Source organism: Gilvimarinus japonicus, assembly GCF_042847215.1.
Classification (GTDB): Bacteria; Pseudomonadota; Gammaproteobacteria; order Pseudomonadales; family Cellvibrionaceae; genus Gilvimarinus; species Gilvimarinus japonicus.
In genome coordinates, this window is the sequence record NZ_AP031500.1 from 2,111,257 (window position 1) to 2,126,736 (window position 15,480).

General features: G+C 51.9%; 11 protein-coding genes and 1 pseudogene. 3 read left to right on the plus strand and 9 right to left on the minus strand.

Features of this window, described 5'->3' with window-relative positions; all coding sequences use genetic code 11:
• Positions 1–21: 21 nt before the first annotated feature.
• Entirely contained in the window at positions 22–1,410 is a 1,389-nt protein-coding gene (pabB, locus tag ACGHAD_RS09010) for an aminodeoxychorismate synthase component I (protein WP_382415550.1), read from the plus strand.
• A 20-nt stretch (positions 1,411–1,430) separates the two neighbouring features.
• Here the strand turns inward: pabB and ACGHAD_RS09015 are convergent, their stop codons facing one another.
• The 3 genes from ACGHAD_RS09015 to ACGHAD_RS09025 all read right to left on the minus strand — a co-directional run bounded on the left by ACGHAD_RS09015 (position 1,431) and on the right by ACGHAD_RS09025 (position 3,190).
• Positions 1,431–2,336 (minus strand): aspartyl/asparaginyl beta-hydroxylase domain-containing protein, encoded by a 906-nt coding sequence (locus ACGHAD_RS09015; RefSeq protein ID WP_339615183.1) that lies wholly within the window; start codon positions 2,334–2,336, stop codon positions 1,431–1,433.
• An 84-nt stretch (positions 2,337–2,420) separates the two neighbouring features.
• Complete coding sequence (locus ACGHAD_RS09020; protein WP_382415547.1) at positions 2,421–2,651, minus strand: hypothetical protein; 231 nt, start codon at positions 2,649–2,651, stop codon at positions 2,421–2,423.
• Positions 2,652–2,653: 2 nt separating this feature from the next.
• Positions 2,654–3,190: an adenine phosphoribosyltransferase gene (locus ACGHAD_RS09025; RefSeq protein ID WP_382415545.1), complete on the minus strand. Its 537-nt coding sequence runs from the start codon at positions 3,188–3,190 to the stop codon at positions 2,654–2,656.
• Between the two features lie 159 nt (positions 3,191–3,349).
• Here ACGHAD_RS09025 and ACGHAD_RS09030 point away from each other — a divergent pair, with 159 nt between their 5' ends.
• On the plus strand, positions 3,350–4,714 hold the full coding sequence (locus tag ACGHAD_RS09030) for a DEAD/DEAH box helicase (RefSeq protein ID WP_339615180.1): 1,365 nt from the start codon (positions 3,350–3,352) through the stop codon (positions 4,712–4,714).
• 63 nt (positions 4,715–4,777) lie between these two features.
• Here the strand turns inward: ACGHAD_RS09030 and dbpA are convergent, their stop codons facing one another.
• The 6 genes from dbpA to thrH all read right to left on the minus strand — a co-directional run bounded on the left by dbpA (position 4,778) and on the right by thrH (position 14,270).
• Positions 4,778–6,160 (minus strand): ATP-dependent RNA helicase DbpA, encoded by a 1,383-nt coding sequence (dbpA, locus tag ACGHAD_RS09035; protein WP_339615179.1) that lies wholly within the window; start codon positions 6,158–6,160, stop codon positions 4,778–4,780.
• Between the two features lie 203 nt (positions 6,161–6,363).
• Positions 6,364–6,570: a cold-shock protein gene (locus ACGHAD_RS09040; protein WP_041523209.1), complete on the minus strand. Its 207-nt coding sequence runs from the start codon at positions 6,568–6,570 to the stop codon at positions 6,364–6,366.
• Positions 6,571–6,820: 250 nt separating this feature from the next.
• The gene (locus ACGHAD_RS09045) at positions 6,821–7,690 is read right to left on the minus strand and encodes a DMT family transporter (protein ID WP_382415542.1); all 870 of its coding nucleotides are present in this window, start codon (positions 7,688–7,690) and stop codon (positions 6,821–6,823) included.
• 84 nt (positions 7,691–7,774) lie between these two features.
• On the minus strand, positions 7,775–10,933 hold the full coding sequence (locus ACGHAD_RS09050; RefSeq protein WP_382415540.1) for an HD domain-containing phosphohydrolase: 3,159 nt from the start codon (positions 10,931–10,933) through the stop codon (positions 7,775–7,777).
• A 174-nt stretch (positions 10,934–11,107) separates the two neighbouring features.
• Entirely contained in the window at positions 11,108–13,345 is a 2,238-nt protein-coding gene (locus tag ACGHAD_RS09055) for a TonB-dependent receptor (protein ID WP_382415538.1), read from the minus strand.
• Between the two features lie 307 nt (positions 13,346–13,652).
• Positions 13,653–14,270 carry a bifunctional phosphoserine phosphatase/homoserine phosphotransferase ThrH gene (thrH, locus tag ACGHAD_RS09060; protein ID WP_339615175.1) on the minus strand — a complete coding sequence of 206 codons (618 nt, stop codon included), beginning with the start codon at positions 14,268–14,270 and terminating at the stop codon, positions 13,653–13,655.
• Between the two features lie 430 nt (positions 14,271–14,700).
• On the opposite strand from thrH, the pseudogene ACGHAD_RS09065 reads away from it, so the two are divergent.
• Positions 14,701–15,480 (plus strand): annotated as a pseudogene (locus tag ACGHAD_RS09065) (phosphoadenylyl-sulfate reductase); the annotation flags it as partial.

Consider the following 15,480-nt stretch of genomic DNA (forward strand, 5'->3'; position numbering starts at 1 on the left):
GTTTAGGTAATTGCCGCTGACATGCTCGACCAACCTCAGGTAGTAGAACTCCCGTACCAGCGCGATAGCGTGGTTTTTTTTACCGCGCTAAAATCCCTGCCCGACCCCATTTGGCTCGACAGTTGCCAGCCCATGAGCCAACAAGGCCGCTACGATATTCTCGCAGCGGCCCCCCACAGTCGGGTTACCACGCGGGGCGATATCACCACGATCGTGCGGCACGGCGACACCAGCCAAAGCCAGGAAGACCCTTTTAGGCTGCTCGAGCAACTGTTGCCCACGCCGTGCGAAGCCGCTGTGCTCGATGGCGAAGCACTCCCGTTTTGTGGCGGTGCTCTGGGCTATTTTGGCTACGATCTAGGCCGCCGGCTGGAGTCAATTCCGGCTCACGCCGAGGCAGATTTGTCGCTGCCCGATATGCACTTTGGCCTTTATTCGTGGGCGGTAATTAGTGATCACCAACGGCAAAAAAGTGTGTTGGTGGCACAGCCTGAGGTGGACACCCGCCCTGTTTTGGCGCGTCTTACCGCCCAGCATGACTTAAAGTTAATTCTAGAATACGACAGTAAATCGCTTAATATCAGTGACTTCGAAGGATGTTCTGATAAACAGCATTACTTTCAAAAATTCGATAGTATCCAAAAGCACATCCTAGAGGGCGACTGCTACCAAGTTAACTTTGCCCAGCGCTTCAGCGCCACTTACCAAGGCGACCCACTCGCCGGCTATCTGGCATTGCGCGCCCAACTGCCCTCACCTTTTGCCGGCTATGTGCCCTTAGAAAACGGCGCATTGCTGTGTTTATCGCCCGAGCGGTTTATCGCCTGTGACGATGGCATCGCAACCACCAGCCCCATCAAAGGGACGATCGCGAGAGGCTGCACACCGGAGGAAGATAAAAAACATCAGGTAACACTGAGCAACAGCGATAAAGATCGCGCCGAAAACCTGATGATTGTCGATTTGCTGCGTAACGATTTAAGCAAGACCTGCCGTGAGGTGAAAACCCCGGCACTGTTTGAGCTACAGAGTTTTGCCAACGTTCACCATTTGGTCAGCACCATCACCGGCCGCCTGCGCACCGGGGTTAGCTCTCTGGATGTATTGCGCGCGGCGTTTCCCGGCGGCTCGATTACCGGTGCGCCAAAGGTGCGCGCCATGAGCATCATTGATGAGCTTGAGCCCTATCGACGCGGCCCCTACTGCGGCAGCCTTGGGTATATTAGCGCCTGCGGGCGCATGGACAGCAATATTGCGATTCGCACGGTTATCTGCGACCAGGGGCAGATGCACTGTTACGGTGGCGGCGGCATTGTGGCTGATTCCGATGCCGAGAGTGAATATCAAGAGAGCATCACCAAGGTGGCATTACTGCTGCGCACCTTGGAGCGGGAGTTTGGCAGGCTATAAGCCACTTACCACTAAGCTGTTTACCAGATGGCGCTGGCGATCAGCAATAATAAGGCGCCTATCACCACCCACTTGCCAGCATAGTAAGCCGTACGGTTTTTGCGCTTGATAGACTTTAGTAGTTTTTGATAGCCCAGCAAGCCCTTGCCCAACTTATTGCCAATACCTGAGTTAGTCGCGTCGACATTATCGATCATAAAAAGACGGTTAAAAAAGCGACCAAAATACCAATACCCTTTTTGCACAAAACCGAGTTTAAGGGGGCGATCAATGTCCGTCATTAAAATAATACGTGGCGTATCAGTCTCGTTATAAGCCGAGTGCAGGTAAGTCTCGTCAAAAATAATACTGTCGCCATCGCGCCAAACGTAGTGAAAATCATCCACTTGCAAACCGCATTTGTCGCTATTGGGGGTACTCAAACCCAAAGAGTAGCGCAAGGTGTAGGCAAATGGGTCGTGGTGCTGGTTGAGTTTTTTACCGGGGTTTAATACCGCAAACAGCGCCAAGTTTAAGTAAGGGACCTGCTCTAACAGTGCCATCGTTTTGGGCGCCAAGTCGTAGGCCGAGGGAATTCGGTGGTCATAGAGTTTTAAGTAAAAACTGGTCCAGCGGTTATCTTTGTAAAAGCTGCTGGCGGGCAGGTCTTCTTTGGCAGTAATGTTGCCACCTTCGTACAGGGCCAGCGCCTCGTCGCGAATTACCTCCCAGTTATCTTGAATAATCGCCAACTCAGGGAAGTTCTCGATACTAACGCGCGGCGTGGTGGGCACTTTAGACAAGCCGTAAGCCGGCAAGTTAAAAGGCACCATAAAGGTCGAGAAATCAGACAATTGCCGAGTTAAAGGAAAGGTTGCCCGGTTGCGCGTACGCACAAACACAATGCACAGAATATAAACAACGATTAACCCAATAATTACCGCCATACCGACCTCATAGTTGACCGCCAGCTCCTCGCTATTAGCGGCTGGGGCTGCGTATCATACTCAAAACCACGCCCGCGACCAACTCTATTGCTCCGTTGAGGGCGCCTGACTTTTAAGCAGCGCCTGCCGCTCACGTTCGTACTCTTGGTAACTTACCGAGCTTTGTTCGCGACACTCTGCTTGCTGACTGAGCGGTAATTTGCCGCAGTCCCAGCGCGACTCATTGCGAGCACTCTCGTACACCGCTTGTTTGGTGCAGGCTGCTTGCACCGCGACTAGCAACGTTAACAAAGCCGCACTCTTTAACCTACTCACTGTTAATCTCCTTCGAATTCAATGACATGGTGTGCTTTAACGCTCAATGCTGAAAGTTTAGCCAACCCGGGTAAATCTACCAAAGCTACCGCAAAGGCGGCTCCCACCAAGATGGCCTCAACGCCCTTTATTAGCTCGACGGTAGCTTCTGCCGTGCCTCCCGTAGCGATCAAATCATCCACCAATAGCACCCGCTCGCCCGCGTGTATCGCATCGGTATGAATATGCAGAGTATTCTCACCATACTCCAACGTGTAAGCGGCCGCGCGAGTGGCCCTTGGTAGCTTGCCCGGCTTGCGGGCCAACACCAAACCACAGCCAAGCTCTAGGGCCATAGCGGCGCCAAACACAAACCCTCGCGCCTCGATGGCGACGATTTTATCAATGCCCGAGTCGCGGTATGGCTCGCACATTAGCCGTATAGTTTCACGCAGCGCCTCCGGTACTTGCAGCAAGCTGGTTACATCGCGAAAATTAATGCCTGGCTTGGGGTAATCAGGGATCGTGGTAATCGTTGCTTTGAGCTGGTCGATATTCATTGGGGTACCGGTCTCGCTTCGGGTTAACAGTTAAGGGTGGCGGGCCGTTAAGCATAGCGCACGGCGGGGAGATACTGTAATATGCGCGGCCACTCCATACTTCACGCAATGGCGAGCATTCGCATCTGCGTACCGGTCACACCACAGGATTTACCACCTATGAGTTTTACCCAGTTGGGCCTATCCGCCCCAATCCTTAAAGCCATTGATGAAAAAGGCTATACCGAGCCGTCGCCTATTCAGGCGCAAGCAATACCGGCGGTATTGTCGGGCCGTGACGTGATGGCGGCGGCGCAAACGGGAACGGGTAAAACCGCAGGCTTTACTCTGCCGATCCTGGAAAAGCTCAGCCAAGGTAAATCAGCCGGTGCCAACCAAGCCCGCGTGCTGGTGCTTACCCCCACCCGTGAGCTGGCCGCCCAGGTGAGCGAGAGCGTTGCCACCTACGGCAAATACTTGCAGTTGCGCTCTACCGTTGTGTTTGGCGGCGTTAAGATCAACCCGCAAATGATGAAGCTGCGCGGCGGCGTCGACGTATTAGTCGCCACCCCCGGTCGCCTGCTGGATTTGTACAATCAGCGCGCCGTTAAGTTTGACCACTTAGAAGTGCTGGTGCTGGACGAAGCGGACCGTATGCTGGATATGGGGTTTATCCACGATATTAAGAAGATCTTGGCGGTGCTACCCAAAAAACGGCAGAACTTGTTGTTTTCGGCCACATTCTCTGAGGAGATTCGCGCCCTAGCCAAAGGCTTGGTGCACGAGCCGGTGGAAATATCCGTGACCCCACGCAACCGCACAGCGCCCACGGTTAAGCAGTGGATATGCCCGGTGGACAAAAAGCAAAAACCCGACTTGTTAATCCGCCTGATTATGGATAACCAATGGGAGCAAGTGCTGGTGTTTAGCCGCACCAAACACGGCGCCAACAAGCTTACCAAGCAGCTCGAGGCGGCACATATTCGCGCTGCCGCGATTCATGGCAACAAAAGTCAGGGCGCGCGTACCAAAGCGCTGGCCGACTTTAAAGCAGGCGCGATCCGGGTATTGGTTGCGACGGACATTGCCGCTCGCGGACTAGATATTGACCAACTACCGCAAGTGGTAAACTTTGATCTGCCAAACGTCCCGGAAGATTACGTTCACCGTATCGGCCGTACCGGTCGCGCGGGCTCGACAGGACAAGCAGTATCGCTGGTAAGTGCCGACGAGTTTAAGCAGCTAAGCGATATCGAGCACCTGACCAAAACCTTACTGGACCGCCAGATTGTCGATGGTTTTGAGCCAACCCACGACGTGCCCGAGTCTAGCTTGACGCGCCGCGCTCCCAAGCCCAAAAAACCTCAGGGGGCAGCCCCTAAGCGCCCAGGCGGTGGTCGCCAGCGCCGTGACGGCTCACCTCGCAGCGGCAAACCCGGTGGCGGGCGATCCGGCGCAGGTAAAAATGTTGAAGCGAAAAGCGGCCCTTTTGCCAAGAAAAAAGCACCGGCTAATCGTTCACCCCGGCCCAGCGGTAATCGTTAATTAACTAAAACACCCGCTTGGTGGCGGCCATGACGGTGCCACTAAGCGATTTAGCCAGCAAGTTTATTTGGTGACGCGTCGCGCCCGAAAGCTGCGTCCTTTGAGTTTTCCGGCGGATAACTTACGCAACGCTTCATCACTCGCTTTGCGCCTTACCGCGACAAACGCACTTTGATCAAAGATTTGAATTTTACCCACGTCGGTGCCGGCAATGCCGTCAGCGCCGGTGAGCGCGCCCAAGATATCACCCGGCCGTACTTTCTGCTTTTTACCACCATCAATCTGTAGGGTTATCATTGGCGGCAAATAGCTTGAGCTATCGCCACCGGCGCCGGGTAACGGCTCGCAGTGATACTCCTGCCCGGCATACTGGCCGATACGCGCAACCTTAAACGCCTCTTTCTCGCCTACCAAAGTGACCGCTAAGCCGCTATTGCCCGCGCGGCCAGTACGGCCAATACGGTGTACGTGTACTTCGCTATCGCGCGCGGGCTGGTAATTGATCACCGCATCCAACGCATCGATATCCAAGCCTCGCGCCGCGACGTCCGTCGCCACCAATACGGTTAAGCTTTTGTTGGCAAACATCACCAGCGTCCGGTCGCGATCGCGCTGCTCTAAATCGCCGTGTAATGCTGCCGCGCTAAAGCCTTTGTTACGCAATAGCTCGGCCAATGCCGCAGTTTCACGTTTGGTATTGCAAAAAATGACCGCCGAGTCTGGCCGGTGATCGCGCAACAGCTGCATGACCGCCTGATCGCGGTTTGCGTCGTTAATACTGTAAAAATGCTGCTCGATACTTGAGGTGTCGTGTGTACTTTTAACGGTGACCATCACCGGGTCGCGCATAACGCGACTGGCCACTTTGGCAATTGTGTCTGGGTAAGTGGCGCTAAACAGTAGCGTTTGACGGCTGACAGGAATTTCAGCGACGATCTCATCCAACGTTTCGGCAAAGCCCATATCGAGCATGCGATCGGCTTCGTCCAGCACCAGCGAGTGGACTTCAGAGAGCTGCAAATTGCCCTTTCGCAAGTGATCGGAAATGCGTCCCGGCGTGCCCACCACAATGTGCGCGCCGTGCGCCAGAGAGCCCACCTGAGGGCCAAATGGCATACCACCGCACAGGGTCAGTACTTTAATATTGTGGATACTGCGGGCCAGCTTACGAATCTCTTTGGCGACTTGATCGGCCAGTTCGCGCGTCGGGCACAACACCAGCGATTGTACGGCAAAGCGTTTAACGTTTAGTCGCGCCAGTAAGCCCAGCGCAAAGGCCACTGTTTTACCCGAGCCGGTTTTACCCTGAGCGATAACATCTTTACCCGCCAGCACGGGGGGCAAGCTTTCGGCCTGAATCGCCGTCATGGCGCTGTAGCCCAGCGAGGCAACGCTCTGCAGCAGCTCGGGGCGCAGCGCTAGGCTGGAAAATTTCAATTCTTGCAATGCATTTACCTATCAATTCGTTTGCGTTGTGCGCTGGCGCGTCAATTATAGACTCGAGATTTACTGCGCAACCCAAAACAGACCGGCAATAAAAAAGGGCAGGACAAATGCCCTACCCTTTTTTTACCTACCCTTTTAGAGCAAGTAGCTGCCGTGGCAGCGAGTCTTTAGACTCAGAGGTCTGAGACTTCGAAATCTAAGCCTTACAGGCCTACGATGTTCTCAGCCTGAGGACCTTTTTGGCCTTGAGTTACGGTGAACTCAACTTTTTGGCCTTCGGTCAAGGTTTTAAAACCTGAACCAACAATAGCGCTGAAGTGGGCAAAAACGTCTGGACCAGATTCTTGCTCGATAAAGCCAAAACCTTTTGCTTCGTTAAACCACTTAACGGTACCTGTTGTAGTAGACATAGTGTCAATCCTGTTCAATCAATGAGTAAGCCTCTTATGAGGCGGTTGTGCGCTAAAAGTGTTGCTATTACTTATGACTAAACGGACCAGAACTAAAGGCGTACCGATACTTTGGTGTGGCATAAATATAGGACTTACTTTCAAGCAATATCGAGTATATACCCCTGCTTAGCCTTGTCAACTATAAATATGCTTGTAATTTAGCACAGCGCAAAAGGTTGCAAATTCGTTACACATTAGGGGTTTAAAGTTAAGCTTGGCGGCGCTCACGCACCTGTAAAACGCAATAAATTCCACCAAGTACTAAGGCGCCGCTAAGGATCAGGCGAAGGCTTAACGCCTCGCCCACAAACCACACCCCGCCGAGCGCTGCCAGCACCGGAACTGACAGCTGTACAACGCCGGCCTGCGTTACTTTGAGCCCAGCCAGTGCCCGGTACCAAATGGCATACCCCAGTGCCGAGGTGACACTGCCGGAGGCCAAAGCCAGCCACACCCCAGCGGTATTGAACCGCAACGGCTGATCGGGCAAAAATACGGGAACCACCAGTAGCAACCCCAGTAGCGGCAAGGCTCGCATAAAGTTTCCCCATGTGGCTAATAACGGCGCGCCCGCATCGCGCCCGGCCAGACTGTATAGCGCCCAACCAGCGCCCGCCAACGCCATTAACAAAGCGCCAGGCAAATTGGGGCGCGTCGCACCGGGCAGCAATAGCAGCAGCAAACCAACCAATGCCAGCATCAGCCCGGCGATCTCGGCAAGCTGTAACCGGTGGCCTGCCCGCAAAGCTGCAAACAACATAACCAGCTGCACGACGCCAAACAGAATAAGAGCGCCAACGCCGGTATCGAGCTGCACGTAGGCGTAAGAGAACCCCAACAAATACACAAACAGAGCAGCCGCACCGCCCCAGGATCCCGCCATGGGCGGCAAGCGGCGCTCTCGCCAAAGTACAATCAGTAACAGAGTGACGGCGCCACTAAGCAAGCGGATCGCACTGAAGCTTGCAGGGTCAATTATGGCCGAGCTGTCGGGCGACAAAGCGAGCCGGCACAGCACAGAGTTGCCCGCAAACGCCAACATGGCCAACAAGGTAGTGCCTATTACGGAGGGAGACATAAAACCTACCACTAGAGCAAACGGCCAAGCTTACACGAAGCGGCGTCGGCCCAATAGAGGCGAGCTGCAAACTAGGTTAACCGCTTAGCGATCGCCTATATATTGCTGGATGTTAACATCGACGATTTGCACCGGCGACAGGTACTCTCGGGCGTATTTTAGGTACACCCCGCTGGTTAAGAACAGCTCGAACACCGCGCCATCAATATGCCCTCGATCCACCATTCCCGCCATAATATCGATGGCCGCGGCAATGGATTTCGCCTCTTTGTAGGGGCGATCAGCAGCGGTTAACGCCTCAAAAATGTCGGCGACAACCAATACCTTTTCGGGCACCGACAACTGATCGCCTTTTAGCTTTCTGGGGTAGCCGGTGCCGTTTACCGCCTCGTGATGGGTCGAGGCATAGCGCGGTACGCGCGCCAACTCGGGCGGGAAAGGCAAGCGATCGAGCATTCTTATGGTGCTAATCATGTGCTCGTTAATTTTAAAGCGCTCTTCTCGCGTTAAAGTGCCACGTGCGATCGACAAGTTGTACAGCTCGCCACGGTTGTACAGGTACTCGGGAACCTCCATATCGATCTCTAAATGCGGTTCATAATCCACACTGCGGGTACGCAAGACAATATGCTCGGGCCTGTCGTCAAGCAGCGTCTCGGTAGCGGGCAGCTCTTGAGGGGCGCGCTCAACACGCGCTTGCTCGGCGGCACTAATACCCAAGTTGCGATCAAAATGGCGCTGCCACGTTTGCGCGCCAATTTGCGTCAACCGGTCGATGTCGTCCTGATCCATAAATTCGCCGCCAATATTCGCCTTGGCAACAAACGCAAAGTCCTCGTGCAACTGTGCTACGCGTGCATCACGCTGCGCTTGCAGCTCGACTTCGCTATACAGGCCCTTCGCCCGCGCCTGCCAATAGTCAATCTCGGCATCGCGCAAAAGCACTTCAAACCGGGTCCGCACCTCGTGAATACGATTGTAGATCGTCTCTAACTTTACGGATTTATCGACAACATACTCGGGGACGGTAATTTTTCCGCAATCGTGCAGCCATGCCGCAATTTTAAATTCTCGCCATTGCTCTTTATTCTTAAACTGAAAATCGGCAAAAGCGGGCGCCGATGAGGCGTGTGCAGCATCCGCTAACATTAACCCAAGCTCGGGCACGCGGGCGCAATGACCACCGGTATAGGGAGACTTCTCGTCAATCGCCTCCGCAATAAGTTGGATAAAAGAGTCCATTAGCGTGCGTTGGATCTCCTCGTGCGCGCAAATGGAATCGGCCATATTGGTCATAGAGATGGCCAGCTCATTTAACTCCGTAACTCGTGAGCGAGTATAAATGACTTGATCAAAGCGGCGCTCTTTGACCAGATTGCTTTTTTCTGCAAGCGCTAAAATCGGCCTTACAATTGGCCGCGCCAAAAGCCATACGAATGGCAGTAATAACAATAAACACAACGCGGTAATCCATATCGCCGTACGAACCCGATTCAACGTGCTGGCCAGAACCTCTTTAACCGGAATGACGGCGGCAAAGTAGCTCTGTTTTCCCGCGCCTGAATCTATCGGGGTAATAAGCACAAAGTGATCAACGCCGTGCACTTTTCGTTTAATCATTTTTTCTTTTAAACGCACCTCTTGCCCTACCCCAAGTAAAAACGGGTACGGAACGCGGGCAAGATCGCTATCAGGGTTAGCGTCACTTCCGAGCCATTTATTTTCGAGCTGCAACCACTCGTCGTCTGTGACTGACATCAAGGCCAAATTAATCAGCCCTAAAAGTCGCTCTTGCGATGGGTGAACCGCTAAATAGAGCGTTTGGGGCAGTCTCTGATCGGTTAGCTGGGGACCAAACTGCAAGCTGTTTAAAAATAATTTTCCTGCCGTATGGCGTAATACGGCGTCGTAATCAATGGTGGCATCCGCGCGACCAGACTGTACTGCCAATAATGCCTCTTGGGTGTCCTCGACCTCCACAATATTCTTTACACCTATGCTCTGACGTAAAAAGTGAGTGATAGTCCAGCCGCTAGGGGCCGCCACTTTTAACGACTTAAGATCCATCAAGTTGGTAATGGACGCGCTACCGGGCTTACTCACCACGGCGTAAGGCAGCTCAGCTAAAGCATCACTAAAAAGCCCTAAACGTCGGTTGGCGCTAGAGGAAAACAGCGGTTGCAAGACATCCAGCTCGCCAGCAGAAAACTTCTCGACTAACTCCTCCCATCGGTAGCCATTGATGAACTGCAGGTTTAATTGAAGTTTCTGTGCCAATAGCCGCAACAGGTCAATACTATAACCTTTTGGGCGACCCGCCTCTGAAAAATCGATGGGAGCCCAATCGAGCTCATTTGAGACCCGTATTGGCCCTAGTGAATCAAGGTAGGCGCGGTCGCGCTTGCTTAACGAAATCGGCGCAGTGTTGGAGTTGCTGCTGCTATTGCCACTGAGCAAATTGGACCCGAGCACCTCCCCCGAGTCATCGTAAACAAAAAGCTCCGCGTTATCGCCTAAGTTTTGATCGCGTAGGTATTGCGAAAAAGACTGTAGAGTAATGTCGATGCCTAAAACGACATCGCTATCAGGAAAGCGAACCGAATAAGTTTGTCCTGGTGCTTGGATATATTGAAATACATAAGGCTCCGACTTTAAAACCTCAACGCTGGTTGATTCATTAAACCACCGCCGTTGCCGTACATCATAACGGCTGGGCTCTTGCCTTTCGGCACGCAGGTTAAAATCTTTGTCGAAGTAGTAAAACTCGCGAATACGGCCTTGCGCTGACTCTCGAACCCGATTGACCAACCAGCGGTCATCCTTAGTCGCTTTAACCGCGCTGCGAAGTGAGGCATCGGTATCTAAATTGACCACCTCAAAGAAATCGCCGTTAGGAAAGCCAAGGTATATGCTGTAAAAAAGCTCATTGTTACCGAGCACCTCAGCAAACAAGTTGCGGACCTTGGCGACCTCGGAGGGGGAGTCAACTTTTAATAGAGATGGATAGCGGGTCAATAATGAGCTGACCTGCTCTGCGCGGCGCTCGATGGCTTCGATAAAGCCCCCGGCGCTTACGGCCGCCTTTTGATACCGCTCTACCCCATGCTCGATCGCCATTTGGCGACTGAAATAATATTGCAAGGATATCGCGCATGCCGCCGTTAGCAAGACGGCTAAGGCAACCAAAGCCAGTACGATAACCCGAATGGACAATGTAAAATGCGATGACTTTTTAGATTGCATGACGGCGGCGTTCCTTTTGGCCGTGCTCTGTGTAAAGCAATAATAGCGGCTTTTAACGTCAAGCGTTAGGGTAAAATCAACACCACAGCCTTAAACATAGCCATGAAACGTAAACCTGCCCAAAACACCAAGGCCTACCCCTTTGAGGGTAGACCTTGGCAGATGCGAGACGGGCTACATCTTCCAGCTCACTTTAACGCCTGCCGTACGTGGTAGCCCCCACACACCGTAACCCCAGTCGCTACCTAGGGTATTTTGGTACGTGAAGTACTCTTCGTCGGTGGCGTTTTTGACAAACGCCTCGACCGTTAGCCGCTCAGAGGCTGATAACCAACTAACTTTCGCGTTGGCGATCCCGTACGCACTATGTTTAGAGTAAGGATCGTTTTCAATTTGTAGGTAATGATCATCTTGCCACGCGTAATCCGCTTGCAGCGCAATTTCACCGGCATCGCCCAAGGGAATATAGTAGCGCCCCACAAGATTATAAGTAAGTGCGGGTGCCGAAGGCAGTTCGTTACCATCCAAGGTATACTCATCGCCTGCCACAAGAAAAATCTGATCCGAATCGAACTCAGTTTTTAGCAGCCCCAAACCACCAATTAGCTCAAAGTTATCACTTACCTGTGCGGTAACTTCAAACTCGGCGCCGGTACCGGTCACATCCCCTGCGTTAGTGATTACGCTACCGTCTGCCACTGTCAAAAATACCTGCGCCTGATAGCCTTCGACCTCGTAAGTAAAGGCGGCGGCATTAAGTTTGATACGGCCATCGGCAAAGCTGGTTTTGTAGCCGAGCTCTAAATTAGTAACATCCTCCGAGCTGACCGGTAGTGTAGCCTCGACAGAGGCGTTGTAGCTGCCCGAAAAACCGCCACTTTTAAAACCCGTAGACAAACTTACGTAGGCTAGCGAATAATCTGTAGGGCGCCAGTCTAGACCAATACGACCGGTAATAGCGTCGTCGCTAAAGTCACGAGTTACATCAATCTCATCGTAAAATGAAGGGCCAGAGTCTTGCACAAAATCGCGGTCCTCCTCGGTATAGCGTGCCCCCAGAATTAAAGTCCACTCGGGGAGAATGTCGTATTCATATTGGCCAAATACAGCCCAAGACTCAGAGTCAAGCGAGACAATCTCCTGGTGCCACAAACCATCAGCGGTAGTGGGCGCCTGAGTCATTAAGCCGCGATCGTCTTTGTAGTAATATACGCCACCGACCCATTTGCTGGCGTTAGTGCTGCCGTTTAAACGCAGCTCCTGCGTGTATTGCTCGGCATCAACACTATACTGCTCATCAAAAAACACAACTTCGGTGCCATCACCGTCATCTTGGAGAAATTTATCCAGCTCTTCATAAGCGGTAATGGAGGTGACAGTGAAAGGGTCAAGCTCCCAGTCTAGCGTTGCAGAAATCCCAAAGGTATCGATTGTTGTTTGCAAACCATCTTTAGCACCACTGGCAACATGCTCAGGATCAAACTGGCCGTTAACGGCCTCGGCCCCGGTCATCTCAAAACTGTTGCTGGTGCACAGACCATTTTGAATTCGATCAATCGAGCAAGTCGCCGCGCCCTCCCCTACGGATTCAAGATAGCCCATGTGAGCAAAACCCACGGACTGTTGATCAGCTTCGCTGCCATGAATATTTAACAACAAACCTGCGTCTGCATTTAAATCGATATCAAGTTGCGCCCGGTAACCAAAGCTATCGGTGTCATTAAGCTTTTCCCCGGTAACAGTGTTGGTTTGCCAGCCGTCATTATCTGTTTTTTTAAGTGCGACACGGCCGCGTACACTATCGCTTAATGGGCCACTCAGCATGCCCTCGACAACCGTCTCGTCGTAGCTTCCGTAACTGATGCTGGCGCTGGCATCCAGTGTGTCGGTAGGTTTTCTCGATATGTAATGCACCAGGCCGCCAGTTGTGTTTCTACCATACAGAGTCCCCTGCGGGCCACGCAAAACCTCTACCCGTTGTAGGTCAAACAGCTGAATGGCTGAACCCGCCGGGTTGCCACGATAGACGTCGTCAACATAAATAGAAACCGGTGACTCCCAAGAGTCGGAAAAGTTAACCAGACTAATGCCGCGTAAACTAACAGAGGGGCTAGATGCTTCACCGAATATGGCAAAGAAGTTCATGTTGGGCACTTGCTGAGTGATATCCAACCCCTCTTCAAAGCCCATTTTTTCAATGGCATCGCCAGAAAACGCGCTAACCGCAACCGATACATCTTGCAAGTCCTGCTCGCGCTTTTGCGCCGTGATCAGCACTTCCTCAATAACCGACTGAGCGGCAAATGATGGCGATACTAACAAACTACTACTGACAAATAATGAGCCTAACAAAACCTGCTTAGGCAAATACCCGCGTCGAAACTTTTTGCCAGGTTGATTCGTTTTTTCCATGTGTTACTCCTTTTTATGCGTGGCAACGCGTCCTCCATGAATCCCTCTTTTGATTGTTATTAGCAAGACAGCTTGAGAAAACGTCGTTTAAAAAATCCGTTAAACGGACTCTCGCTAATAAGCGATCTCTCACTTTTGCTTTTTTACCATAGCAGTTAACACTAACCGCGGACAGGGCGAAATCAAATTGACACATTATTCATTTTTTTCGTCAATGCATTAAAACGGGGCACATTCTTTACGCCCATAAAAAAACCGGCCAAGTGGCCGGTTATTTAGATGCGCCTTGCTTTGCAATAAGCAGTAATTAAAGCGTTAAATCGCGATTACTCGCTTTAAGAAACTCATGCTTCAGTGCCTCATAAGTGTGCGCAGCGGGAAACTGCGGAAACTCATCGATAACATTCTGCGGGGCATGAAACAGGATGCCGGCATCAGCTTCGCCGAGCATCGTAGTATCGTTGTAGGAATCTCCGGCGGCAATAATCCGGTAGTACAAGGTTTTTAAGGCGAGCACTGATTGACGCTTAGGGTCTTTTTGGCGCAAATGGTAATTAATTACCTTACCCTTTTCGTCGGTTTCTAAGCGGTGGCACAACAGTGTCGGGAACCCTAATTGACGCATCAGCGGTTGCGAAAACTCGTAAAAAGTGTCCGACAAAATAATGACCTGAAAGCGCTCGCGCAGCCAATCGACAAACTCAACCGCGCCTTCGAGGGGCTCTAGAGTTGCGATGACCTCCTGAATTTCATTAAGGCCGAGGTTGTTCTCCTCCAGAATTTTCAGGCGTTGACGCATCAAAACGTCGTAATCGGGAATATCACGGGTCGTTGCTTTTAGCGCCTCGATACCGGTTTTCTCTGCAAATTTAATCCAAATTTCAGGGACCAAAACCCCTTCAAGATCCAAGCACGCGATTTCCACTAGCCGCCTCCAGCATACAGTCAAAGAAAAAACGCGAATCTAACCCGTCACGCGCATAAAAGCAATTGAGTACGATGGGTTTTCACGTGGAACATAGTACGATTTTACAAGGCGACAACCCTAGATATAACCAAAACATACCGGACATCGTCCCCCTTAGCCGCCTACAACTCAGTAATTATGCGGACAAAAATCCTACATGTAGTGTCAATAGCTATGCAGACACCATAGGTGTGGTTATTTTTAAATCTTTTCGGGCGAGTTTTGCACACTGTTCCACGCAGTGGTAATCATTGGTTATAAGTTAATGCTTGAGCGCTATTGGGCAGCTGTTAAAGGCTCTGGTATCCTTCGCTGCATTAAAAGACTCACAACAAACAGGTAGTCCCCTTGGGCAACTGCCTGCAACCGAGATGTAAATAAAGGCCAGCACATGAGCGAAAGCATTGATATCGTCAACGTCGAGACCGAACTGCAAGGGCAAAGCCCCTACCGTATTATGCGCTACGCGCTTGAGCAGTTTGAAAATATAGCGATCTCCTTTAGTGGTGCCGAAGATGTGGCCCTGATCGATATGGCAAGCCGTATTCGCCCCGACCTCCAAGTGTTTTGCCTTGATACCGGCCGCTTACACGCCGAAACCTACCAATTTATCGAGACAGTGCGAAAACATTACGGCATTGATATTGACGTTATCTCGCCCGATGGCGAGGCAGTGCGCGCGCTGGTAAAAGAAAAAGGTCTGTTTAGTTTTTACCAAGATACGCACAAAGAATGCTGCGGTATTCGCAAAATTGCCCCTCTACGCAAGAAATTGTTAGAGGTAGACGCGTGGATTACCGGACAACGTAAAGATCAAAGCCCCGGTACCCGCGCCGACATCCCGGTCATACAGGATGATTTAGCGTTTGCTCGCCCCGGCGCGAAATTAACCAAGTTTAATCCGCTGGCAAACTGGAGCTCAGAGGAGGTCTGGAATTATATTCGCATGTACGAGGCGCCCTACAATCCATTGCATGATCGGGGATATATTTCCATCGGCTGTGAACCCTGCACCCGCCCTGTCGGCCCAGGTCAGCACGAGCGCGAAGGCCGTTGGTGGTGGGAAGAAGCCACCAAAAAAGAGTGCGGCTTGCACGCCAACAACATCTCAGACGGTGATAACAGTGACCTTAGTCATAATGTCAGCAGCTTAACCGAGAGGCCTTAA